General features: G+C 63.0%; 22 protein-coding genes and 1 tRNA gene. 9 read left to right on the plus strand and 14 right to left on the minus strand.

Going from position 1 to position 22,115, the window contains the following annotated elements; all coding sequences use genetic code 11:
- Positions 1-251 precede the first annotated feature (251 nt).
- The 5 genes from NKH29_RS12395 to NKH29_RS12415 all read right to left on the minus strand — a co-directional run bounded on the left by NKH29_RS12395 (position 252) and on the right by NKH29_RS12415 (position 5,009).
- Positions 252-328 (minus strand) — tRNA-Pro (locus NKH29_RS12395).
- Positions 319-1,653, minus strand: a complete 1,335-nt coding sequence (locus tag NKH29_RS12400) for an O-antigen ligase family protein (protein WP_352481220.1) — start codon at positions 1,651-1,653, stop codon at positions 319-321. The genes NKH29_RS12395 and NKH29_RS12400 overlap by 10 nt, the downstream gene beginning before the upstream one ends.
- Positions 1,650-3,185 (minus strand): undecaprenyl-phosphate glucose phosphotransferase, encoded by a 1,536-nt coding sequence (locus NKH29_RS12405; protein WP_352481219.1) that lies wholly within the window; start codon positions 3,183-3,185, stop codon positions 1,650-1,652. The genes NKH29_RS12400 and NKH29_RS12405 overlap by 4 nt, the downstream gene beginning before the upstream one ends.
- A gap of 123 nt (positions 3,186-3,308) precedes the next feature.
- The gene (locus NKH29_RS12410; protein WP_352640066.1) at positions 3,309-4,433 is read right to left on the minus strand and encodes a glycosyltransferase family 4 protein; all 1,125 of its coding nucleotides are present in this window, start codon (positions 4,431-4,433) and stop codon (positions 3,309-3,311) included.
- A 12-nt stretch (positions 4,434-4,445) separates the two neighbouring features.
- Positions 4,446-5,009: a polysaccharide biosynthesis/export family protein gene (locus NKH29_RS12415; RefSeq protein WP_023717305.1), complete on the minus strand. Its 564-nt coding sequence runs from the start codon at positions 5,007-5,009 to the stop codon at positions 4,446-4,448.
- Positions 5,010-5,264: 255 nt separating this feature from the next.
- Between NKH29_RS12415 and NKH29_RS12420 the strand changes: the two genes are divergently transcribed.
- Positions 5,265-7,520, plus strand: a complete 2,256-nt coding sequence (locus NKH29_RS12420; protein ID WP_352999677.1) for a GumC family protein — start codon at positions 5,265-5,267, stop codon at positions 7,518-7,520.
- Between the two features lie 21 nt (positions 7,521-7,541).
- Here NKH29_RS12420 and NKH29_RS12425 read toward each other — a convergent pair whose 3' ends face one another.
- Positions 7,542-8,771: a GNAT family N-acetyltransferase gene (locus NKH29_RS12425; RefSeq protein ID WP_352481216.1), complete on the minus strand. Its 1,230-nt coding sequence runs from the start codon at positions 8,769-8,771 to the stop codon at positions 7,542-7,544.
- 89 nt (positions 8,772-8,860) lie between these two features.
- On the opposite strand from NKH29_RS12425, the gene NKH29_RS12430 reads away from it, so the two are divergent.
- Complete coding sequence (locus NKH29_RS12430) at positions 8,861-9,919, plus strand: polysaccharide deacetylase family protein (RefSeq protein ID WP_352999678.1); 1,059 nt, start codon at positions 8,861-8,863, stop codon at positions 9,917-9,919.
- On the opposite strand, the gene NKH29_RS12435 is transcribed toward NKH29_RS12430, so the two are convergent.
- Positions 9,916-10,143, minus strand: coding sequence for a DUF2842 domain-containing protein (locus NKH29_RS12435; RefSeq protein WP_254817582.1), 228 nt, complete (start codon positions 10,141-10,143; stop codon positions 9,916-9,918). The genes NKH29_RS12430 and NKH29_RS12435 overlap by 4 nt on opposite strands.
- 151 nt (positions 10,144-10,294) lie before the next feature.
- Here NKH29_RS12435 and NKH29_RS12440 point away from each other — a divergent pair, with 151 nt between their 5' ends.
- On the plus strand, positions 10,295-11,389 hold the full coding sequence (locus tag NKH29_RS12440) for a COX15/CtaA family protein (protein WP_352999680.1): 1,095 nt from the start codon (positions 10,295-10,297) through the stop codon (positions 11,387-11,389).
- Here NKH29_RS12440 and NKH29_RS12445 read toward each other — a convergent pair.
- Genes NKH29_RS12445 through speB form a run of 3 tightly spaced genes read right to left on the minus strand, consistent with a single transcriptional unit; the run spans position 11,379 to position 14,175 of the window.
- The gene (locus tag NKH29_RS12445; protein ID WP_023717310.1) at positions 11,379-12,218 is read right to left on the minus strand and encodes an aminoglycoside phosphotransferase family protein; all 840 of its coding nucleotides are present in this window, start codon (positions 12,216-12,218) and stop codon (positions 11,379-11,381) included. The genes NKH29_RS12440 and NKH29_RS12445 overlap by 11 nt on opposite strands.
- A complete protein-coding gene (gene argC, locus NKH29_RS12450; protein WP_023717311.1) occupies positions 12,219-13,145 on the minus strand; it encodes an N-acetyl-gamma-glutamyl-phosphate reductase in 927 nt (308 codons plus the stop codon).
- Between the two features lie 22 nt (positions 13,146-13,167).
- Positions 13,168-14,175, minus strand: coding sequence for an agmatinase (speB, locus tag NKH29_RS12455; RefSeq protein ID WP_352481211.1), 1,008 nt, complete (start codon positions 14,173-14,175; stop codon positions 13,168-13,170).
- A gap of 303 nt (positions 14,176-14,478) precedes the next feature.
- Here speB and NKH29_RS12460 point away from each other — a divergent pair, with 303 nt between their 5' ends.
- Positions 14,479-15,528 carry a glycerophosphodiester phosphodiesterase family protein gene (locus NKH29_RS12460; RefSeq protein WP_023717313.1) on the plus strand — a complete coding sequence of 350 codons (1,050 nt, stop codon included), beginning with the start codon at positions 14,479-14,481 and terminating at the stop codon, positions 15,526-15,528.
- A 263-nt stretch (positions 15,529-15,791) separates the two neighbouring features.
- Here the strand turns inward: NKH29_RS12460 and NKH29_RS12465 are convergent, their stop codons facing one another.
- Entirely contained in the window at positions 15,792-16,664 is an 873-nt protein-coding gene (locus tag NKH29_RS12465) for an aldo/keto reductase family oxidoreductase (protein WP_023717314.1), read from the minus strand.
- A gap of 95 nt (positions 16,665-16,759) precedes the next feature.
- Here NKH29_RS12465 and NKH29_RS12470 point away from each other — a divergent pair, with 95 nt between their 5' ends.
- Positions 16,760-17,716, plus strand: a complete 957-nt coding sequence (locus NKH29_RS12470; protein WP_023717315.1) for a LysR family transcriptional regulator — start codon at positions 16,760-16,762, stop codon at positions 17,714-17,716.
- A 22-nt stretch (positions 17,717-17,738) separates the two neighbouring features.
- On the opposite strand, the gene rpsI is transcribed toward NKH29_RS12470, so the two are convergent.
- The 3 genes from rpsI to NKH29_RS12485 form a co-directional block, all read right to left on the minus strand.
- Complete coding sequence (gene rpsI / locus NKH29_RS12475) at positions 17,739-18,221, minus strand: 30S ribosomal protein S9 (RefSeq protein WP_023717316.1); 483 nt, start codon at positions 18,219-18,221, stop codon at positions 17,739-17,741.
- A 1-nt stretch (position 18,222) separates the two neighbouring features.
- Positions 18,223-18,687, minus strand: coding sequence for a 50S ribosomal protein L13 (rplM, locus tag NKH29_RS12480; RefSeq protein WP_023674645.1), 465 nt, complete (start codon positions 18,685-18,687; stop codon positions 18,223-18,225).
- A 214-nt stretch (positions 18,688-18,901) separates the two neighbouring features.
- A complete protein-coding gene (locus tag NKH29_RS12485) occupies positions 18,902-19,366 on the minus strand; it encodes a PaaI family thioesterase (RefSeq protein ID WP_352587769.1) in 465 nt (154 codons plus the stop codon).
- 148 nt (positions 19,367-19,514) lie between these two features.
- Here NKH29_RS12485 and NKH29_RS12490 point away from each other — a divergent pair, with 148 nt between their 5' ends.
- From NKH29_RS12490 to NKH29_RS12505, 4 genes are read left to right on the plus strand one after another with little or no spacing between them, the layout of a single operon-like run.
- A complete protein-coding gene (locus tag NKH29_RS12490; RefSeq protein WP_352587766.1) occupies positions 19,515-20,336 on the plus strand; it encodes an enoyl-CoA hydratase in 822 nt (273 codons plus the stop codon).
- 9 nt (positions 20,337-20,345) lie between these two features.
- On the plus strand, positions 20,346-20,768 hold the full coding sequence (locus NKH29_RS12495) for a VOC family protein (protein WP_023717320.1): 423 nt from the start codon (positions 20,346-20,348) through the stop codon (positions 20,766-20,768).
- A gap of 12 nt (positions 20,769-20,780) precedes the next feature.
- Positions 20,781-21,557, plus strand: a complete 777-nt coding sequence (locus NKH29_RS12500; RefSeq protein ID WP_352587938.1) for an AAA family ATPase — start codon at positions 20,781-20,783, stop codon at positions 21,555-21,557.
- Positions 21,554-22,075, plus strand: coding sequence for a CoA-binding protein (locus NKH29_RS12505; RefSeq protein ID WP_023717322.1), 522 nt, complete (start codon positions 21,554-21,556; stop codon positions 22,073-22,075). Before NKH29_RS12500 ends, NKH29_RS12505 begins: the two co-directional genes overlap by 4 nt.
- Positions 22,076-22,115: the final 40 nt, after the last annotated feature.

A 22,115-nucleotide genomic window follows, 5' to 3' on the forward strand; every position in this document is an offset into this window, starting at 1 on the left:
GGAACAACCCGGCCGGCGCGACGGTTCATCTCAACGCAGCAAGTCCCTCCTCATAAGAATTGCGGCCAGATCGGGTTGCACCGATCTGCCCGCGTCCTTCTCCCGGAAGGCGCGAGCTTTTTGCATGCTGGTTTGGGCTATTCCACATTGACCTGGCGAGCGAAGCCCTTGGTCGAAATCGTGTTGCGCTGGCTGCAATGCGGCTATTCTGTATGGCCAGTTGGGGGAACTGGCTAAGCCTTTGGATTTAATGGTCGGAGTGGCCGGATTCGAACCGACGACCCCTTGACCCCCAGTCAAGTGCGCTACCGGGCTGCGCTACACTCCGGACCGGTCGCGATGTATCGTGATTGACTGGGTCCGGTCAACCGAATTCGGCTGCTGTCCGGCCTGAAGCAACAGCAACGGAGGTTGCGGGCGCCGCGCCGCCCGCAACTGCCACTGATGGCGGTATTCCAGCGCGATGGCGCCCCAGATCAGGCCGAGCAGCAGGTAGACATGCCGCCAGTGGTCGATGTCGATGAAGGTGCCGAGCCCGATATTGCCGATGAAGGCGACATAGGCGCATAGTAGATAAGGCTGCCAGGGCCGGTCGCGCAGCAGAATGCGGAAGCCGGCGGCGATCGTCCAGCACGTCAGCGTCAGGAACGACACGAAGCCGAGCCACCCGTAATCCATCAGCATCTTCAGCCAGATGTCGTGCGTGTCCTCGCCGAACATCTTGCCGAATACGAGCGGGCCGATGCCGAACGGATGCTCCAGCGCCATCTGAAAGCCGATCGTGTAGCGGGCGAAGCGGCCGAGGCGGGCGGTGTCGTAGCTTTGTTCGAGTTGCGCGCGATTCGAGAACATCTCCGCCACGCCAGGCAGTTGCAGGATGACGATCATCGCAATGACCAGCAGTCCGACGGCGGCGATGGTCATGACGACGACGCGCAGCCGGAATTTGCCGCTGGCGCTCTGCAGGAACAAGGCCCCGGTCAGCAGGATCGCCGAAACGGCGAACATGCCCCAGGCGCCGCGCGAAAAAGAAAAGAAGATGCCGGCGGTGATGATCAGCAGCGGCACCGCCAATAGAGGCATGCGCGCGATCGAGCCGGTAAGCAGCAGATAGAGCAGGTAGATGCCCGGCAGCACCAGGAACGGCCCGAACACGTTCGGGTCCTGGAAGGCGCCGGCGGCACGGTCGTATTTGGTGAAGATCTCCGCTCCTGGAAAGGCATGGAAATAGCCGGCTATGCCGACCAGCGAAGTCAGCACTGCCGACACGACATAAGCGACGAAGATCACGCGGTAGAGACTGGGCTGGACGGCCGTTACGGAAGCGAAGAAAACCGCAGTGAGGGTCAGGAACAGCGAGACGGCGAGATAGAGCGGCGTGGCGGCGAGGTCCGGCATCTGCGTCATCGAGATCATTCCGCCGATGTTCATGATCATCAGCAGCACCAGAAGTGGCACCGCCGCGCGCTGTATGCGCATGCCGAACAAGGGCCACACCACGATCAGCCCGATCATATAGAGGTCGTATGGCGCCGGCTCGGCAATAACGAAACCGGACAGGAAGACGCCGAGGAAAACTGCCCCTGACGCAATCAGCGCAATGAGCTTGGCGTTGACCGCCGCCGCCGGCAATTCGTAGGCCGTCGCGCTCAATACGCATTTTCCGTGTTGAGCAGGCGGATCGGCGTCAGGAACAGGATTCTCAGGTCGAACAACAGCGACCAGTTCTCGATGTAATAGAGGTCGTATTCCGTGCGCATGCGGATCTTCTCGTTGGTGTCCATCTCGCCGCGCCAGCCATTGATCTGAGCCCAGCCGGTCACGCCGGGCTTGACCTTGTGTCGGGCGAAATAGCCGTCGACCACCTCATTGTAGAGAAGGTTGTGCGACTGCGCGGCAATGGCGTGCGGGCGCGGCCCGACCAGCGACAGTGAACCGAACAGCGAATTGAAGAACTGCGGCAATTCGTCGATCGAGGTCTTGCGGATGAAGCGGCCGACGCGGGTGACGCGCGGATCGTTCTTGGTCACGGTCTGCTTCGCCGTCGGGTCCGCCTTGTCGGTGTACATCGAACGGAACTTATAGACGTCGATGATTTCGTTGTTGAAGCCGTGCCGCTTCTGGTGGAACAGCACCGGGCCCTTGCTGTCGAGTTTGATCGCGATCGCGGTCGCCAGCATCACCGGCGAGAACACGATGATGCCGATGATCGAAAAGACGATGTCAAAGGCGCGTTTCGCGACCGAATCCCAGTCGTTGATAGGCTTGTCGAAGATATCGAGCATCGGCACCGAGCCGATGTAGGAATAGGCGCGCGGCCTGAACTGCAGCGCATTCGAATGCGCCGACAGCCGGATGTCGACCGGCAGCACCCACAGCTTCTTCAACAGTTGCAGCACGCGCGATTCGGCGGTCAGCGGCAGCGAAACGATCAGCATGTCGATGCGTGCGATGCGGGCAAATTCAATGAGCTCGGAAATCGTGCCGAGCTTGGGATAGCCGGCGACAACCGGCGGCGAACGCTTGTCACCACGATCGTCGAAGATGCCGCAGATGCGGATGTCGTTGTAGGGCTGCTTTTCGACCGAGCGGATCAGCACCTCCGCCGCCTTGCCGCCGCCGACGATGACGGCGCGGCGCTCCATCCGCCCGTCGCGCGCCCAGCGCCGGATCAGCTTCGACATCACCAGCCGGAGACCCAGGATCAGCACGAAGCCAATAACGAACCACGTGCCGAAGAGCAGGCGCGAATAGTCTTCCGACATTTTCATGGTGAAGGCGGTGAGCGCCATCAAGGCGAAGGTTCCAGCCCAGACCAGCAGGAGGCGGCCGAAATTGGCGATCGGCCGCATCAGCGCGACGATCTGGTAGCAGTCGGTGACGTCGAGCAAAACGACCGCGAGGAACGAGGTGGCGGCGATCGTCAGCGAGTATTGCCAGGCAAGATAGCTGAAAAAGCCGACATAGTAGAAATAGACGGCAAGACCCGACACCAACAGCAGCGCGAATTCCGCCATGCGCAGGACGCCGCTGACCATGATCGGCGACATCGTATCGCGCCGGTATTGCGAGGCGACCTGGCGGGCAACGTCGTTCATGCCGCCGGCCGTGTTGTTCTCGGCAGGGGCGTCGAATTTGCGCACCGCGTCTAGCGAAAAACGGCGCGCGGGGTCGATTTCGTTCATGGGGAGTCCGTAGGTTTCCCTCAGGTGAATAGCAAAAGAGAGCTAAGAAACCCTTGAAACAACAGATGGCTTTGGAGACGCTTTCACCGGGGGCCTTTTGCAGCCGAGTGGATATCAGTTGCTCTACTGTTTGAGCGCGGCGAAATAGGCCTTTTCGATTTCGGCGGCCATTACATCCGCGCCGAACCGTGCCTTGAGGTCGGCGGCACCGGGCATCAGGCCTTTGTAGGCGTCGAGATCGGCCAGAGCGGCGCTTATCTTGTCGCCAAGTTCGCGCGGGTCGGGCCGGATCAGGGCAGGGGAGCCGGTGTCGAAGATTTCCGGTATGCCCCCGACCGACGTCGCGATTAGCGGCTTGCCGGCGGCAAGCGTTTCCAGAACGATATAAGGCATGGCTTCCGCGCGCGAGGGAACGACGACCAGCTTGGCCAGCGTGAAGGCGAGCCTGGCTGGCATCGGCGGCAGGAAGCTGACCTCGAGGCCGAGCTGATCTACCTTGGCGCGATAGCGCGGCAGGTCGTCGCCGTCGCCGACCATCAGCGCTTTCAATGGGCGACCGAGCCGTGTTGCGGCTCGCCCCAGCGCATCGATGAAGATGTCCGGGCCCTTGAGGTCGCGCATCATGCCGATATAGAGGAGGTCGACGGCATTGTGCTCGGTCTGCACCGGCTCGAACTCGGCGGCGCGCAGGCCGTTGTGTACGAGAGCGTTCGGAATGGGCGGCTCGCCGACCTTCCTGCGATAAGTCCGCCGCTCATAATCGGAAACAAATAGCAGGCAATCGGTGAAGCGAGCCATGAAGCGTTCGAGCGCGAAGAACAGCTTCCCCATCGCCGTGGTTTCGTCATAGTGCAGTGAGCCGCCATGCGGCGAATAAAGGCGGGCTACGCGAGACCTGGATACCCGCAACAATGAGCCGAACAGACGGGCATAGGCGCCACCTTTGGCGCCATGCCCGTGCAGCACGTCCGGCCGCAATTCTTTTATGATCCTATAGGTGCGTCGGGCCGAAGCGAGATCGCCTGGCCCGACATGCCGCTGCATCGGTGTGCGATGAATGCCGAGCGCCAGGCTGCCTTTCATCTGTTCGAACAGCCGTTCCTCGAAATCGCCGCCAGTCGTCGAATCGCAGACGATGCCGACGGCATGGCCGGCGGCGACCTGAGCCTCGGTCAGGTCGCGCACATGCCGGAAGATGCCTCCGACGGGTGAGCGAAAGCAGTGGACGATCCTGAGTGTGTCCGCCACTTGGTCAGCACATCAAAACAGGCGTTCGCGAACATAGACTGTGTCGCCGGGCAACAGCGGGTCGGAGGTCACCACGCGTCCGGTTATAACCTTGCCGTTGATGTCGCGGGTAATGTCGACGCTTTCCTGGTTGGCGCGTGGCGTGAAGCCGCCGGCGATGGCGATGGCTTTCTGCACGGTCAGGCCCGGAACGTAGGAATATTGGCCCGCCGCGCCCACTTCACCCATGACGAAGATCGGCCGGTAGCGATCGATTTCGACCGAAACGTCAGGATCGCGCAAATAGCCCTGGCGCAGTTTCTCGGCGATCTCGCCCTCGAGTTGCTGGGCGGTGTGGCCGCGCGCCGGCACGTTGCCGACGAGCGGCAGCGAGAGATAGCCGGATTGGTCGACGCTGTAGGTGTTGGTCAATCCTTCCTGCTCGAACACGGTGACGCGGACGCGGTCGCCGGCACCGAGGCGATAGGGCTGGTCGAGCACTTCATGGAAGGCGGCCGGCGTCGGCCGGTAGCTTGAGCAGCCCGAAAGCATCGATACGGCAAGCAGCGCGCGGAAAAGGGGAGCAGTGCTTTTCATGAGCGGACACGTACCTTTGAATAGCCGGCGACTCTGCGGCAAACCTTAACGATCGAGCTCGGTTATCATCCTGTTAGGGTTAATGGCCGGTAAAGGCGCGCGGCCGATGCGGGCCCGATCGACAAATGCAGATGGTTTTCAGCCTCTTGTTTGCGGCTTGTTAGCAGAGCCTAACAGGTGCTTACCGCGTTATTAACGGCTGAGTTACCATAGTTGTTTATGGTGCATGCTGACTCAGTACCGGAGCAGGGATGCATGTCCGTTCAATCCGCGGCCGCAGATGTCGACGTCGATCTCAAGCAGCTTTTCGCCAGCCTGGCGCGAAACTGGCTGCGCATCCTTGTCGTCGCGCTGGCTGTAACCGGCCTGGCCTTTGCGCTCGCCTGGCTTGCAACGCCCGAATACAAGGCGGCAGCCAAGCTGGAGATCGGGCCTCGAGAATCGGAGTTCACGCGGCCAGCCGGTGCCAACGGCAACGAGCGGTCGATTCCCGACGAAGAGGCTGTGGCCACCGAGGTCCAGATCATTTCGTCCCCTGACATCCTCAAACAGGTGGCGGCGAAGCTCAACCTCGCGAAATTGCCCGAATTCGACGAGGCGCTGAAGATGTCGGCGCTGAGCCGCACCCTTGTCCTCGTTGGCTTGAAAAGCGATCCCTTCGAGATTCCGCTGGAAGAGCGCGTGCTGGACGCAATGCATGACAAGCTCAACGTCTATGGCGTTGAAAAAACCCGCGCGATCGCTATCGAGTTCTCGTCAGAGGATCCACAGCTTGCCGCCGCAATCCCGAACGCCATCGCAAACGCCTATATCGCCTCCAAGGGCAACGCCAAGCTCGAATCGAATTCCGCCGCCACCGACTTTCTGGCGCCGGAAATCGCGGACCTGCAGAACCGGGTGAAGGAGGCGGAGGCCAAGGTTGCCGCATTCCGTGCGCAGTCCGATCTTTTGATGGGCGGCAACAATTCGGTGCTTGCCACCCAGCAGCTGTCCGAATTGTCGAGCGAACTGTCACGGGTACGCGCCAACCGCGCTTCGGCGGAAGCGACCGCCGACAGTGTGCGCAGGGCGTTGCGCAATGGCGGCTCGCTGGATGCCGTTCCAGAGGTGTTGTCTTCCGACCTGATCCAGCGCCTGCGCGAGCGGCAAGTCGAACTCAAGAACAACATCGCCGACCTTTCCACCACCTTGCTCGACAATCATCCGCGCATCCGTGCGCTGAAGTCGCAGCTCGCCGATCTCGACCGCCAGATCCGCAACGAAGCGGAAAAGATCATGAAGGGTCTGATGGCGCAGGCCGAGACGGCGAAGGCACGAGAGGCTCAACTCGTGGCCGACGTCAACACCCTGAAGGCGGCGTCCGCCCGCGCCGGCGAAGAGCAGGTGGAACTCGATGCCCTGCAGCGCGATGCCGCGACCAAGCGCCAGCAACTCGATCTCTACTCGTCCAGCTATCTCCAGGCGGCCGCACGCAAGGATCGTAACTACCTGCCTGTCGACGCTCGCCTATTTTCGGAGGCCCGGGCGCCGACCGAACCCTATTTCCCCAAGATTGGTCCGATTGTCGGTGCGGCCTTTGTCGGCTCGTTGCTCCTCATGGCGATCGTCACGTTGCTGCAGGAACTGTTTTCCGGCCGCGCCATGCGTCCGGCCGCCGGTGCCCATTTCGAACGCATCGAGCAGGTTGCGATGCCGGCTGTCCAGGCCGAACGCGTAGTGGCCGAGCCCGGCCCGCCGGTTGCCCGGCCCGAACCGGCAGTCGCCGTGATCGACCGGCTCGGTGAGTCCGACAACAGTGTCACTGAAACCAAACTGGAGCCGGAACCCGTCGCGGTGGCGGAAGCGGCTGCCGAGAAAATCGAACCGGAGTACTCTGAGATGGCTGCTGCAGACATTGAACCGGCACGTTCCACCCTCGGTGAGGTCGACATCGACAAGGCCGCGGAAAAACTGATCGCCACCGGTGCCGCCCGCGCCATATTCGTGTCGCCGGAAGGCGACGAGGCGGCTGCCTCGGCGGTGCTGGTGGCGCGCGCAGTCTCTGACGCCGGGCTACGCGTGCTGCTGCTTGATCTCACCGCTTCGGGTGCTGCCTCGCGGCCGATGCTGGACAGCGGGCTGTTTCCGGGCATCACCGATCTGCTCGCCTCGCAAGCGCAGTTCAGCGATGTGATCCACCCCGATCTCTATTCGGACTGCCACGTGATTCCCGTCGGCACAGCCGATCCGGTCCGTGCCATGCGCGCCGCCGACCGGCTGCCGATCATCATGCAGTCGCTGACCACCGCCTATGACCTGGTCGTTGTCGAATGCGGGCCAGCGGACGCGCAAGGCATCAGCCGCCTAGTGGGCGAGGGCACCGAGGTGCTGCTCTCCATGCTGGAGCCGGACGACGAGGTGACGCAAGCCGCAGTCGCGCTCATCGAGAGCGGCTATCCCGACCTGACGCTGGTCACGCCAATCGGCCATGTGGCGCCGGGGCCAATGCCGGGGCGGCGCTCGGCCGCCTGAGGCAGTTTTCTCAAATCGAAATCAGCTGTCGTCTTCGCCTGCGGCCGGTGCTGTCTGTCCCACAGCCTTGCGGCGCAGCAGCTTGGTCAGCTTCCAGACCATTGGGCTGTGCTTGATGAATGCTTTCAGGCTTGCGCCGTGCCTGAGCGCAAGCGCCAGCGCGCGGCCCTTCAGCGTCAGCGGAACCAGCACCTCGAAATGCTGCGTTTCGACATCGCACCACAATCGCTTATAGGGTTCGTCGCCGACTGAGAAATCATAGATTTCAAAACCCGTCTCGCAGGCTTCCTGGATGTTCTCGAAGAACAGGAAGTCGCCGGGGCTGGTGTGTGCGAGGTCGTCCTCGGCGATCGCCCCGAATTCGCAGATCAGCCGCTTGCCCGAGCGGCTCGACCCGGTGACCGCACGAAGCTTGCCGGCGACTTCCAGCCCATGCAGCACGAAGCACGGGTTTTCCTCTTGAAGCGCTTCGGCAAACAGCGAGCGGAAAAAGGCGCGCACCTCCGCTTCACCGAAAACATTGACGATGCCCATCTTGCGGAAGCGGAATTCCTTCATCTCGAAAAAGGCGTCGAGCAGCCTGTTCACCTCGTCCGCAGTCCTCGCCTCGATGCGACGATAGCTGCCGACGGCCTCGAACTTGCGCGCCTGCGAGCGATGCTTCTTGCGCCTGCGCTTGCCGCTCACGCGGGTGAGCAGTGCATCAAACCCTCCGACAAGACCGGCGGCCAGCGACAGATTGGGGCTCGAAAAATGCGGCAAGGCGGAGAGCGGGTTGGCAACGCCGTCGAGATCAGGCAGCAGCCGCTCTAGCGCGACAAGATCGATGTCGCGCCGCGCCTTGGCAATCGCGGCCAGCATCGAACGGATCGCCGCGATATCGGCATTCGCCAGCCATTGCAGGTCGGCAGCGGCAAAATTGCCGTTGGCATGGCGCCCGCCCATGAAGCGCGCAACGCGGAATGCTCCGCTGCGGGTGACCTCCAGCGCCAGCGAGAAAACCGGCCTGTCGTCGGCGCGCAGCGTCGCAACGACAACGTCGGCGCCGGTATGTGCGGCCCAGTTCAGGATCCAGCCTGCGCTCTGCGCCGGGGCAAAAAGCGCCGAACGGCAGAATTCGGCGTACGCCGCCAGCGCCGCACTATCGGCAACCGAGGTCGACAGGCCGGCTTTGCCGGCCGGCAAGGCACACGGCGACGCCTCGCTGCTTGCCAGCCGATTGCCGTCAAATGACGCGGTGGCGTCAACCATACCTCAATCCTTAGGGCGTATTCGTCGCGATTGGGGGTCCGCGCAGGCGCATTCCATGCTTGATGAGCTTAGGCGCAAAAGGTGAATGAATGATCGACGGGGGCGAGGCAATCCGCAAACTGGCGCTCAATCTCGCCCGCTATTCCGGTCTTGCGCCGCTGGCCAAGCCGTTCATCGGCGGCCTTGGCGCCATCCTGATGCTGCATCGGGTCACCGCGACGCCGGAAAAGCCGAACGGCGTCAACCGTCACTTGAACATCGCGCCTGGGTTCCTCGACATCGTGATCGCCGACATGACGGCGAACGGCTACAGGTTCGTTACTCTGGACGAGGCGATCGAGCGCATCAAGGCTGGCGACAAGGACGGCCAGTTCGCGACGATCACCGCCGACGACGCCTATCGAGACAACATGACCGAGGCGCTGCCGGTGCTGGAGAAGCACGGCGCGCCGATCACCATCTACGTCGCGCCGGGACTGATTGATGGCGCTGCCGATTTGTGGTGGGACGTGGTCGAGGACATCGTCAATGCGCGCGATCGCCTGACGCTGACGACGCCGGACGGCCCGGTGACGATCGATTGCTCGAACCCAGGAAAAAAGGTCCAGGCCAATGCGCGCCTGCACGCTCATCTGACGCTGAAGGTGCGCGAGCAGGACCAGCGTGCGGTATTGCGCGATCTGGCGCGTTCGAACGGCATCGAGTTGGGCGGTTCGCGCCCGAACACGCTGATGAACTGGGACGAGCTCCGCACCATGGCCGCGCACCCGCTGGTGACGATCGGAGCGCATAGCGTCAATCATTGCAATCTGAAGCGGCTTTCCGAGAGCGACGCGCGGCATGAGATCGGCGACGTCAAGCGCATATTGCAGGCCGAACTCGGCGAGGAGCCGCGCCATTTCGCCTATCCCTACGGTTATGCCAGCGCCGTCGGCCGTCGCGAAGTGGGCCTTGTCCGCGATGCCGGCTATGCCTCGGCCGTGACGACCCGCCACGGCATACTCCGCGCCGAGCATGCCGGGTTCCTGCATGCCCTGCCGCGCATTTCGGTCAATGGCTGCTATCAGAGCGTCGCCCACATCCGAACAATGTTGTCGGGCGTGACGACGCCGCTGGCCAATGCCGGCAAAACGGTGGTGACGATCTAACTGTTGCCTCGGCCCTTCGGCCGCGGCTCCAGGATCAGCCATTTGATGATGCCCATCGCCGGCAGCACCCACAAAAGCCCGCTCAGCAGGAAGAAGATGAAGTGCGCCAGCGGCCCGGACTGTGACAATTGGGCGACTGCCACGATCGAGGCGACCAGCGCATAGACGACGACCAGCACTACCAGCAGGAAGCTTCCGATCAGCTTTTTCAGGCGAATGGGCACGGCGCGATCTCGTTGATCGCTATCGCTTAGGCCGAACAGCCGATGCGCGCAACCCGCCAGAAACGGCGCGACGGCGTGCCGCGCTGTCCGGTCTTGCAAGCCGGGTTGCGATGGTTCACCAATCCGCGACTTCAACTGCCGGGACAAAGCCATGGCTGCTGCCATATCCGATGCTGTGCCTTTCGCAGCCCGCGATCGCGACCTTCGCAACCGCGCGCTGGTACGTGGTTGGCTCTATGTCGTGCTCCTCGTGCTGTTTGCGCTGGTGGTGGTCGGCGGCGCTACGAGGCTCACCGATTCGGGCCTGTCGATCACCGAATGGCAGCCGATTCACGGCGTCATCCCGCCGCTCAATGATGCCGAGTGGCAGGAGGAGTTCCTGCGCTACCAGCAGATCCCGCAATATGCCGAACTCAACAAGGGCATGAGCATCGAGGCGTTCAAGTCGATCTTCTGGTGGGAGTGGGTGCACCGCATCCTGGCGCGTAGTGTCGGCGTGGTCTTCGCCCTGCCGTTGCTGTTCTTCTGGGCGACGCGCCGCATCGAGCGCGGCCTCGGCACGAAATTGTCGGGCATCCTCCTTCTCGGCGCCCTGCAGGGCGCGATAGGCTGGTGGATGGTGGCGTCCGGGTTGGCCGACCGGGTTTCGGTCAGCCAATACCGGCTGGCGACGCATCTGACGCTGGCGGCGCTGATCTTCACGGCGACCATGGTGGTCGCGCGCGGACTGGCCCCACACTCCGAACCGGCCGCCGACCGATCGACGCAACGTCTGGCCGGCTTTCTGGTGCTGCTGGCGCTGGTCCAGATCTATCTCGGCGGGCTGGTCGCAGGGCTCGATGCCGGCTTGAGCTACAACACCTGGCCGCTGATGGACGGCAAACTGGTCCCCGGCGACCTGCTGCTGCTCGAGCCGGCATTGCGCAATTTCTTCGAAAACCCGAAGACGGTGCAGTTCATCCACCGGGTCGGCGCCTACACGATCTTCGCGGTCGCGCTCTGGCACATGATTGCGACACGCCGGCGTCTGCCGGGCACGACGCATGCCCGACGCGCGACGCTGCTGTTCCTGATTGTCGTGGTGCAGGCGTCGATCGGCATCGGCACCCTATTGATGCATGTGCCGCTGCACATGGCCCTGACGCATCAGGCATTCGCGCTGTTCCTGCTGGGTTTTGCCGCCGCGCACTGGCGCGGCACCAAGGGCGCTTATCCGCTGCCCCACGAGATTGCTCTCAGAGGCTGAGCCGCACCGTCCGGATCGCCATGGCGATCGCCAGCTCGCGGTCCTCGTCGACCGCATTGCGATCTTCATGATGCCATGCAGCCGACAGGCAGCCATAGGCGATGGCGTGGTCCAGTATCGCGGGCGGCGACTGGCCGAGCGTTGCGGCAAAGACTTGCGCCATATGGCCGATCCGCCGCGTATCGAGGCAAAGATCGTCTCGGTCGAGTGGGTTGTAGAACATGTTGGCCGCGTCGAAGCCGGGGTCGCCGAGAACGCCCTTCGGGTCGATCGCCAGCCAGCCGCGCGGACCGTGCATGACGTTGTCGTGGTGCAGGTCGCCATGCAGCGGCCGCACGTCATGCGGATTGGACAGCAGCCGTTCCGCGATTTCGGCTGCTTCGACATACAGGCTCTTTTCGCCGGCGGCGCGATCGGCCTTGGCCTTTTTGAACAGGCTGGAGAACCGGGTCCGCAACGGCTGGAGATCCGGCGGGGCAGGGTGCTTCGACGGCGAGACCAGTCTTGCCATTACCTCGGCCGCGATCGCGGTGGCGGCATTGTCGCCTTGTTCGGCAAGATGGTGTGACAGCATCCTGTCGCCGGCGTATTCGAGCAGCATGCGGTGGCCGTCGCGGCCGAGCAGCCGCACCGCGCCTTCGCCGCGTCGCCAGGCGAGGAAATGCTCGCCACGCAACTCGTCCTCGACATCGTCGAAAGGCTTTAGATCCTTGACGATTGCCGGTGAGTCGTCCTCGCGAGCAACCTTCCAGATGCGGCTGCTGAAGGTTTCGGCGATGAGTTCGGGCGCGCCGACCTTCCAGCGCTTCGGAAATGCCGGCGCATCCATTCAGAGGCCGAGCATCAGATCCATGTTCTGCACGGCTGCACCCGAGGCACCCTTGCCGAGATTGTCGTAGACGGCAAGCAGCAGCGCCTGCGCCCTGTCGTCATTGGCAAAGACATAGAGCTTCATCCGGTTGGTGCCGTTGTAGATCTCCGGATCGATGTCAGGCATGCGTTCCTGATGCAGATACGGCGCCACCTCGACCACGCCACGATCAATGGAAGCAAAATGGTCGGCGATCGCCGCGTGAAGCTCAGCGCCGGTCGGTACATGGTCGAGACCGCCGAGTTGCAGCGGCACTACCGTGATCATGCCTTGCGCGAAATTGCCGACTGCCGGCTGCATGATCGGATCCTGCGAAAGCCTGGCATAGGTCCTGAGCTCCGGCACGTGCTTGTGCTGCAGCGTCAGCCCGTAGGGGAGGAATTCCGACGCATCCTCGCCCTTGGCGACATAATCCTCGATCATTGGCCGGCCGCCGCCGGAATAGCCAGAAATGCCGTTGACGGTGACCGGAAAATCGGCTGGCAACAGCCCCGCCGCAACCAGCGGCCGCAGCGTCGCGATCGGTCCTTGCGGCCAGCAGCCCGGATTGGCGACGCGCTTCGCCGAAGCGATCTTCTTCGCCTGGTCCTTGTCCATTTCGGCGAAACCATATTCCCAGCCCTCGGCGACGCGATGTGCCGTCGAGGCGTCGATCACCTTGGTGGTGTCATTGGCGATCAGCGAAACGCTTTCCTTGGCTGCCGCGTCCGGTAGGCAGAGGATCGCGACATCGGCGGCATTGAGGAACTCGGCGCGCGCTGCCGTTTCCTTGCGGCGCTCAGTCGGGATGGAGATGATTTCCAGGTCGCCGCGCTCGGCAAGCAGCGCCCTGATCTGCAGACCGGTGGTGCCGTGCTCGCCGTCGATGAAGATTTTCGGTTTCATTGCCTGCCAAAATTCCTGTTAGCTATATGCCGCTTGCCTGATTCAATCCGGCAACGCTGTGATTGCCCTGGTTCATTTCCTCGAGCCGGGCCTTTCGTTCCGCCAGCAGCCCGAGATAGTGCATGGCCACCATCGAGCCGGCAATTGCCGTTATATCGGCGTGATCATAGGCTGGCGCAACCTCGACGACGTCGGCGCCGACGATATCGACCTGGTTGATCTGGCGCAGCACCGACAGGATCTTTGCCGAAGACGGGCCTCCCGCTACCGGCGTTCCGGTGCCGGGCGCAAAAGCCGGATCCAGGCAATCGATGTCGAAAGTGACGTAGGTCTTCTTGCCGCCCGTACGGTCGACGATGGCATAGGCGATGTCGGACGCCCGCATTTCCTCCACTTCATGGCCATACAGGATCTTGATGCCGAACGTATCGGGCGCGTGGGTGCGGATGCCGATCTGGATCGACCGGTCGGGGTCGATGATGCCCTCCTTGACCGCACGGCCGACGAAGGAGCCGTGATCGATGCGCTTGCCGTCGTCGGGCCAGGTGTCCTGATGAGCGTCGAACTGCACCAGGGCCAGCGGGCCGTAGATGGCGGCATGCGCCTTGAGCAGCGGCCAGGTGACGAAATGGTCACCGCCGAGCGATAGCAGAAAGGCGCCGGATTTCAGGATCCTCGCCGCTTCGCGTTCGATCGTGGCAGGGGTCTTCTGGTGATTGCCGCTGTCGAGCAGGCAATCGCCAAAATCGACCACGGCAAGCTGTTCGAACAGGTCGCGCGAAAACGGATATTGCGGATCGTTGTCGAGGATGGCCGACGCGCGGCGAATCGCCTGCGGTCCGAAACGCGCGCCCGGCCGATTGGTGACCGCCGCGTCGAAGGGAATGCCCCACACCACCGCATCGGCGCCCTTCACGTCCTTCGAATATTTGCGCCGCATGAACGACAGCGCGCCGGCATAGGTCGGCTCGAACGACGCGCCCGTCCTGGAGCGGGTGGTGAAGGCGTGATCGATGGTCCTCGGCGGCATGAAGCGATCTCCTGTGCGTCGACGCGCAACCTTATTGGCCATAATTCTCAGAATTGCGACCCCTTCGGAAGAACATGGCTATTCGGCCCGGTCACAAATCCTTGCTTGCCAGGAGAGCCCCGCATGGCTGGCCCGGAGATTGCCTAGTTAGCAACCGAAAGTAGCCGCTACGGCCGTTTCGGCCGGCATTAACCTGATTTTCCAGCGTTTGCGAAGCCGGCTTCGTTCACTAGGCTGTCACGAGCGTCGCTTAACCGGGTGTCGATCCGGTACGGAGCGATTCTCATGCGAACGACCTGTCTCATGCGAACGACTTGGCTGAGCCTTCTGCTTTCCGCGGCGCTGGCGGCCTCCCTTGGCCATGCATCGGCAGGCGAAACGCGCGCCAGGCAGATTCTCGACCGGTTCGAGCACGCCAACCAATGGCGCGACCATGTGATGGTGGCCGCGCACCGCGCCGGCGGCATGCAGGCCGGCAAGACGCTCTATCCCGAAAATTCGATCGCCGCCGTCGAGGCGTCGATTGCAATGGGCGCCGAAATCGTCGAGGTCGATATCAGGCGCTCGAAGGACGGACAGTTCGTCGTCATGCATGACAGCTGGCTCGACCGCACCACGAACTGCAAGGGCGAGGTGGTCAAGCGCACGCTGGCCGAACTCAAGACGTGCCGGTTGGTGATCGAAGGCACCGGCGCCTTTACGGGCGAGACAGTCTCGACGTTGCGCGAAATGTTGATGGCGACCAGGGACAGGATCCTCATCAATCTCGACAATAAGCTCGATACCGAAAGCCTCGCCGGCATGGTCGCGGTCGCGCGCGACCTCGGCATGGCCGAACAGGTGATCGTCAAGGAGAACCTGTGGGATGCGGAGAGGATCGCCACGGTTGCGGCCGCCATGGACGCGATCGACGGCGGCTTCCAGTTCATGCCGATCATTGCCGACGATGCGGTTCACGACGCCATGTTTGCCGAAAAAGTCAGCCGGGCGTTCCCGGTGCGGGCGATCGAACTGATCAATTGGCGGGCTGGCGCCGAGACACTGACCGAGACCGGCGGCCCGCTGTTCAGCCCGCGCATGCGCGCGCTGGCGGTGAGGGGTGACTGGCACATCTGGGCCGACACCTATGCCATCGTCAACAAGCCGGGTGGCTTCCTCGCCGGTGGCCGCGGCGACGAGCTGGCGGTCGCGGCCAGCCTGCCGCGCGAGACTTATGGCTTCTGGGTCGAGCGCGGCGCCACCATCATCCAGACCGACGAACCGAAGGCCGCCATCGATTGGCTGGCGGCGAACGGTTTTCGCGTGCCCTATGCCGGCCCGGCCGAGCCGGCGAATACGGCCAGCATTAACTAGGAGCGGCGGTCGCGCTGCCGATCTCCCCCCTTGTGGGGGAGATGCCCGGCAGGGCAGAGGGGGGCGCTGTCCCTCCAGCCTATCGGGTCGATTGAGATTGCAATTGGCGTCAATTGTCACGCAGGGTTCAACAAGAGGCAGGCGATCCTTCGCGCCCCCCTCTGTCCTGCCGGACATCTCCCCCACGAGGGGGGAGATTGGCTCATCACCGCCTTCGCTAGTCTCCAACACCGGCTGGCGGCACCTCGCGCCTCGTGCGCAGGTCAAGCGGCCATCGCCACGCCCTCTAGCGCCTCGAGCGCATCCTCCGGCAGCGCGAGATCGCCTGCGGCGAGGTTCTCCCTGAGATGCGCAACTGAAGACGTGCCGGGGATCAGAAGAATGTTGGGCGCGCGGCGAAGCAGCCAGGCGAGCGCGACCTGCATGCGCGTGGCGCCGAGGCGTGCGGTGACCTTGGACAAGGTCGACGACTGCAGCGGGTTGAAGCCGCCAAGCGGGAAGAACGGCACATAGGCGATGCCGCCGTGGGCCAGATCGTCGATCAACGCATCGTCGCCCCGATGCGCCAGATTGTACTGGTTCTGCACGCAGACGATCTTGCAAATCCTGCGGCCTTCGGCGATTTGTGCAGCGGTGACGTTGCTCAGCCCGATGTGACGCACAAGGCCCTGTCGCTGAAGCTCGGTAAGCGTTGCAAGCGGGGCCTCGATCGACCCTTCGGCGGGGCCATGCGCGTCGAACATGACCCGAAGGTTGACCACCTCCAGCACGTCGAGCCCGAGATTGCGCAGATTGTCGTGCACCGCCTTGGTCAGCTCGTCGGCCGAGAAGGCCGGCAGCCATGCTCCGTCCCGGCCGCGCCGGGCGCCGATCTTGGTGACGATAACGAGGTCGTCGCGATAGGGTGCGAGCGCTTCGCGGATCAACAAATTGGTGACGTGTGGGCCGTAGAAGTCGCTGGTGTCGATGTGATTGACGCCCTGCGCAACGGCTTCGCGCAGCACGGCCAATGCCGCATCGTGGTCCTTTGGTGGGCCGAAGACGCCGGACCCTGCGAGCTGCATGGCGCCGTAGCCGAGCCGTCTGACTTTGCGGTCGCCGAGGATGAATGTGCCGGACTGGTCGACGCTGGACATAGTCTTTCTCCTTCAGGGAATGGTGCACAGATAGACGGTGTCCGATCTCGCGATAATTGGGTACAATTCGCACGGGCTGTGCGGAATGACGAACAATGCAGATTGATCTCGGGGATCTGAACGCCTTCGTGGCCGTGGCGCGCGCCAAAGGTTTTCGGGATGCGGCACGCGCCAGCGGCGGCAGTGCGTCCGGCTTGAGCGAGGCGGTGCGCCGCCTGGAGACGCAACTCGGTGTCAGGCTGCTCAACCGGACGACGCGCAGCGTCGTCCTGACGGAGGCCGGCCAAGGCTTGCTGGCGCGGCTCGGTCCAGCCTTGACCGAGGTGGAGTCGGCGCTGGACGTGGTGAACGGCTTTCGCGACAGGCCGGCCGGCTCGCTGCGCCTCAATGTGCCGGTCAGCGCGGCGCGACTGGTCCTGCCCAGCATCGTGCCGCGGTTCCTTGCCGCCTATCCCGGTATCCGGCTGGAGGTGATCGCCGAGGAGAGCTTTGTCGACGTGCTGGCGGCCGGCTGCGATGCCGGCATCCGTTACGACGAGCGGCTGGAACAGGACATGATCGCCGTGCCGATCGGGCCGCGCGTGCAGCGCTTCGCCACCGCCGCCAGCCCGGCCTACCTGGATCGTCATGGCCGGCCGCAACACCCGCGCGACCTGCTCGGCCACGCCTGCCTGCGCGGCCGCTTTCCCAGCGGTGCGATAACGCCATGGGAGTTCGAGCGCGACGACGAGGTGGTGCGGGTCGATCCGACGGGGCCACTGATTGTGGGGATCGGCGGAGCAGCCGATTTAGCCGTTGATGCAGCGATCGCCGGCACCGGAATCGTGAAGCTGTTCGAGGACTGGCTTCGCCCGCATTTCGAGAGCGGTGCACTCGAACCGGTCCTCGAACCCTGGTGGCAGAGCTTCTCCGGGCCGTTCCTCTACTATCCCGGCCGGCGCCTCGTACCGGCGCCGCTGCGGGCGTTCGTCGACTTCATCAAGGCATTGCCGATGAACTCTGACATCACGGGCACGGCACAAAGAAAAAGGCCACCCGAAGGCGGCCTTTGAACTCTGTGTAGCTTCGCAGCGCTTAGCGCTTGGAGAACTGGAAGCTCCGGCGGGCCTTCGCCTTGCCGTACTTCTTGCGCTCGACCACGCGGCTGTCACGGGTCAGGAAGCCGCCCTTCTTGAGCACGGCGCGCAGCGCCGGCTCGTAATAGGTCAGCGCCTTGGAGATGCCGTGGCGCACGGCACCGGCCTGGCCGGAGAGGCCGCCGCCGATGACGGTGGCAACGATGTCGTACTGGCCGGCGCGGTTGGCAGCGATGATCGGCTGGTTGAGGATCATCTGCAGAACCGGGCGCGCGAAATATTCGGCGAACACCTTGTCGTTGACGACGATCTTGCCGGAGCCGGGCTTCACCCAGACGCGCGCGATGGCGTTCTTGCGCTTGCCGGTGGCATAGGCGCGGCCCGATTTGTCGAGCTTCTGGACATGGACGGGTGCTGCCGGCTGGGTGTTGGTGTTGCCGGTGGCAGTTCCGAGTTCTGCGAGCGAGGAAAGCTCAGCCATCTTACGAAACCTTCTTGTTCTTGGCGTTCAGCTTGGCCACGTCGAGGACGACGGGCTGCTGGGCGACATGCGGATGTTCCGTGCCTGCATAGACGCGGAGATTCTTCATCTGGCGACGGCCGAGCGGGCCGCGCGGGATCATGCGTTCGACGGCCTTCTCAACGACACGCTCGGGAAAGCGGCCCTCGAGCAGCTGGCGCGCGGTGCGTTCCTTGACGCCACCGGGGTGACCGGTGTGCCAGTAATAGACCTTGTCGGTGAACTTCTTGCCGGTGAACACCACCTTGTCGGCATTGATGACGATGACGTTGTCGCCGTCGTCAACATGCGGGGTGAAAGTGGGCTTGTGCTTGCCGCGAAGATGATTGGCGATGACAGTGGCGAGACGGCCGACGACGAGACCCTCGGCGTCGATCAGCACCCACTTCTTCACCACATCCGCAGGCTTCTGCGAAAAGGTTGCCATGGATTGTTGCTTTCGGTTCGGACCTTCAAAAGAAGGCGTTTCTTGTTGCTTGGATTGGCGAAAGGCACTTGCCCCCCGCCAATAACAAAACGGCGGCCTTTGCGGGCCGCTGTTCCGTGAGGGCTTATAGGAGAGAGCGGCGACTACGTCAAGGCGCGTGAAAAGCCATCTCTGGGGTAAAATCAAGCAAAAACAATGATTTGAGCACAAGGTATTATTTTACCACATCTCCAATCCGCTTTGGCGGGATCGAATAGGTGCCCGTTGCGTGCGCTACCGTGTGTCCCTCCGGGCCGGCGACGATGTCGATATCGAACACCATCAGGCTCTTGCCGAGCTTGAGGATGCGGCAATGGCCGTCGATCGGCCCGGCCTCGGCCTTGCGGACAAAATTGATGTTGAGACTGGTGGTGACCGAAAGTGCATCCGGTCCGGCATGCGAGAGCACGCAGACATAACCGCCTATGTCGGCCAGCGTGAACAGCGCCGAACCCGAGACGGTGCCGCCGGGACGCAGATGGCGCTCGTCGGCGTTGAGCCGCACGATGCAGCCGCCTGGAAACACCTCCAACGCCTCATAGAAGGTGAACTGGTCGTTGAGTTGCGGGAAAACGGTCGCCACAAGCGCGTTGACGTCAGCAGCCGTCAGCACCGGCTTGAGATTGCTTTGAGCAGGCATGGCGGTCTCTCGTTGTGCCTGCCTGTTTGAGCGCAGCGTGCCGTTTCTGGCAACAGCCATTCATTATGGCAGAAGCGGGGTGTTGGACGAAGCGAGACCCGCATACTAGATTAGTCCATCACCGATCCGGAATCGCGGAGGAATGACCATGGCCGAAATCGTCGCCATCAAGCCTGCCGTTGCCGAAGGGCCGGTCGCCGCCCGGCTGGATAAGGGCGTGCTGCGCCTGACGCTCGCCAATCCGCCGGCCAATGCTCTTTCGCTTTCAGTGATGGCGGCGCTGATGGCGGAACTCGACCGCGCTAAGGCCGACAAGTCCGTCCGCGTCATCGTCCTTGGGGCGGCCGGCAAAGTGTTCTGCGCCGGGCACGACCTCAAGGAGTTAAGCACGCACCGCGCCGATGCCGATCACGGCAGGGCCTTCTTCGAAAAGACGTTTTCCGCCTGCGCTTCACTGATGCAGGCGATCGTTCGCCATCCCAAGCCGGTGATCGCCGAAGTCGACGGCCTGGCGACGGCGGCCGGATTGCAGCTGGTCGCCAGCTGCGATCTCGCCATCGCTTCGCACGAGGCGACCTTCTGCACGCCGGGCGTCAATATTGGACTGTTCTGCTCGACGCCGATGGTGGCGCTGTCGCGCAATGTCTCGCGCAAGCACGCCATGGAGATGCTTTTGACCGGCGAAACGATCGAAGCGGCAACCGCCAAGGAATTCGGCTTGGTCAACCGCGTCGTGCCGCGCGAATATCTGAATCAGATTGTTACCAAATACGCGCAAACCATTGCTGCCAAATCCTCCCTGGTCGTCAAGATCGGCAAGGAAGCCTTTTATGAGCAGGCGGAAATGGGGCTGGCCGAGGCCTATGATTACACCGGGCGCGTCATGGTCGAGAACATGCTGGCGCGCGATGCGGAAGAGGGCATTGGCGCCTTCATTGGCAAACGCAAGCCGGAATGGCCGGAGGAATAGGAGGCGGATATGGAACCGCGCATCTCCATCATCACCATCGCCACCGACGATCTCGACCGCGCCACGCGCTTTTATGAGGCGATGGGCCTGACCCGCCATGCCGGGATCACCGAGGGCGTTGCTTTCTTCCAGATGGGTGGCGCCATCCTTGCCCTGTTTCCGCGCCCAAGCGCCGAGGAGGATTCAGGCGTGACCTTCGGCAACGCGCCGTCGGCCGTCTACCTCGCCTACAACACCCGCTCCGACGCCGAGGTCGATGCAGTGTTGGCGCTGGCCAAGAAGGCCGGCGGCCGTATCGTCAAGCCGGCGCAACGGGCCTTCTGGGGTGGCTGGTACGGCTATTTCGCCGATGCGGACGGGCATGTCTGGGAAGTGGCGCACAATCCGGCTTTTCCGATCGCGGAAGACGGATCGATTTCGCTGCCGGCCTGACGAGGTTCCCCTCTGGCTCATCGCAAGCAACTGACGCGGCTGAAGGCGCCCTATCTGAAGCGTATCCTGATCGAGCCCAGCCGGGTCGTCGATTGGGAAAAATATCCCTGGAACCTGCCGATCTTTCACCGCCATGAATTCGAGCTCGAATTCACCACGCCGATCACCATCATCGTCGGCGAGAACGGCACCGGTAAATCGACGCTGCTCGAAGCGATCGGCGCGCTGGCAGGCTACGATGAAGCCGGCGGCGGCAAGGGCTACATGCCGGTCGATCACTCCCGCGCCGTCGACAAGAGCGGCGCAGCGCTGGCGGCGACGTTGCGCGGCCACTGGCTGCCGAAGGTCACCGCCGGCTGGTTCTTTCGCGCCGAATCCTTCTATTCGGTTGCCCGCTATCTAGATCAGGCTGCCATCGACGCCCATGAGGCGCCGCCCGACTTCCTGTCCTGGTCGCATGGCGAGGGTTTCATCAGATTCTTCGAGGAGCGCTGCCGCCGGCAAGGCATTTACATCCTCGACGAGCCCGAAAGCGCCTTGTCGCCGACGCGCCAGATCGAACTTCTCAAGATGCTGCGGCGGATGGACCAGTCCGGCACGGCGCAAGTGATCATGGCGACACATTCGCCGCTGCTGATGGCCTGTCCCGGCGCGCGGCTGTTCCGCATCAGCCGGTCCGGGCTCGACCCGACCGATTTTCACGACACCCATCATTTCCGCATGATGCGCAATTTTTGCAACGATCCAGATGGTTTTCTCGCCGAAGCGCTGTATGAGGACGAGGCATGAACCACGACGCTTACGACAACGCCTATATCGCCGGCATCCTCAATTCGGTGAAGACCATCGCCATGGTCGGCGCGTCGGCTAATGACGTGCGGCCGAGCTATTTCGTGCTGAAATATCTGCTCGGCAAGGGCTTTTCGGTGTTCCCGATCAATCCCGGCCAGGCCGGCAAGGAGATCCTAGGCCAGATGACCTTTGCCAGGCTCGCCGACGTTCCGGGACCTGTCGACATGGTCGACGTGTTTCGCGCGTCCGCTGCCGTGCCGGGCATTGTCGACGAGGTGCTGCGGCTCGATCCGCTGCCGAAGGTCATCTGGATGCAGCTTGGCATACGCCATGACGAGGCGGCCACACGCGCCGAAGCCGCCGGCATCAAGGTGGTGATGAACCGTTGCCCCAAGATCGAATATGGCAAGCTGTCGGGCGAGATCGGCTGGACCGGCGTCAATTCCGGCGTGCTGTCGTCGAAGAAGCCGCTGATGCGGCCGGGTTTCCAGAGTTTCGGCGTTCGCCAGAAGTAGGTTCCCGCATCCCCATCTGGGAGAGCGGGAACCTCATCGT

Source organism: Mesorhizobium sp. M1295, assembly GCF_040318135.1.
Lineage (GTDB): Bacteria > Pseudomonadota > Alphaproteobacteria > Rhizobiales > Rhizobiaceae > Mesorhizobium.

What these genes read in the sequence shown, in the direction of transcription:
- NKH29_RS12490 (WP_352587766.1), top strand. Translation starts at nt 19,515, where the DNA reads ATGGCCGAAATCGTCGCCATCAAGCCTGCCGTTGCCGAAGGGCCGGTC.
- NKH29_RS12430 (WP_352999678.1), top strand. Translation starts at nt 8,861, where the DNA reads ATGATCGACGGGGGCGAGGCAATCCGCAAACTGGCGCTCAATCTCGCC.
- NKH29_RS12495 (WP_023717320.1), top strand. Translation starts at nt 20,346, where the DNA reads ATGGAACCGCGCATCTCCATCATCACCATCGCCACCGACGATCTCGAC.
- NKH29_RS12485 (WP_352587769.1), bottom strand. Translation starts at nt 19,366, where the DNA reads ATGCCTGCTCAAAGCAATCTCAAGCCGGTGCTGACGGCTGCTGACGTC.
- NKH29_RS12445 (WP_023717310.1), bottom strand. Translation starts at nt 12,218, where the DNA reads ATGGATGCGCCGGCATTTCCGAAGCGCTGGAAGGTCGGCGCGCCCGAA.
- NKH29_RS12405 (WP_352481219.1), bottom strand. Translation starts at nt 3,185, where the DNA reads ATGAACGAAATCGACCCCGCGCGCCGTTTTTCGCTAGACGCGGTGCGC.
- NKH29_RS12505 (WP_023717322.1), top strand. Translation starts at nt 21,554, where the DNA reads ATGAACCACGACGCTTACGACAACGCCTATATCGCCGGCATCCTCAAT.
- NKH29_RS12460 (WP_023717313.1), top strand. Translation starts at nt 14,479, where the DNA reads ATGCGAACGACTTGGCTGAGCCTTCTGCTTTCCGCGGCGCTGGCGGCC.
- NKH29_RS12440 (WP_352999680.1), top strand. Translation starts at nt 10,295, where the DNA reads ATGGCTGCTGCCATATCCGATGCTGTGCCTTTCGCAGCCCGCGATCGC.
- NKH29_RS12465 (WP_023717314.1), bottom strand. Translation starts at nt 16,664, where the DNA reads ATGTCCAGCGTCGACCAGTCCGGCACATTCATCCTCGGCGACCGCAAA.
- argC (WP_023717311.1), bottom strand. Translation starts at nt 13,145, where the DNA reads ATGAAACCGAAAATCTTCATCGACGGCGAGCACGGCACCACCGGTCTG.
- rpsI (WP_023717316.1), bottom strand. Translation starts at nt 18,221, where the DNA reads ATGGCTGAGCTTTCCTCGCTCGCAGAACTCGGAACTGCCACCGGCAAC.
- speB (WP_352481211.1), bottom strand. Translation starts at nt 14,175, where the DNA reads ATGCCGCCGAGGACCATCGATCACGCCTTCACCACCCGCTCCAGGACG.
- rplM (WP_023674645.1), bottom strand. Translation starts at nt 18,687, where the DNA reads ATGGCAACCTTTTCGCAGAAGCCTGCGGATGTGGTGAAGAAGTGGGTG.
- NKH29_RS12470 (WP_023717315.1), top strand. Translation starts at nt 16,760, where the DNA reads ATGCAGATTGATCTCGGGGATCTGAACGCCTTCGTGGCCGTGGCGCGC.
- NKH29_RS12415 (WP_023717305.1), bottom strand. Translation starts at nt 5,009, where the DNA reads ATGAAAAGCACTGCTCCCCTTTTCCGCGCGCTGCTTGCCGTATCGATG.
- NKH29_RS12425 (WP_352481216.1), bottom strand. Translation starts at nt 8,771, where the DNA reads ATGGTTGACGCCACCGCGTCATTTGACGGCAATCGGCTGGCAAGCAGC.
- NKH29_RS12420 (WP_352999677.1), top strand. Translation starts at nt 5,265, where the DNA reads ATGTCCGTTCAATCCGCGGCCGCAGATGTCGACGTCGATCTCAAGCAG.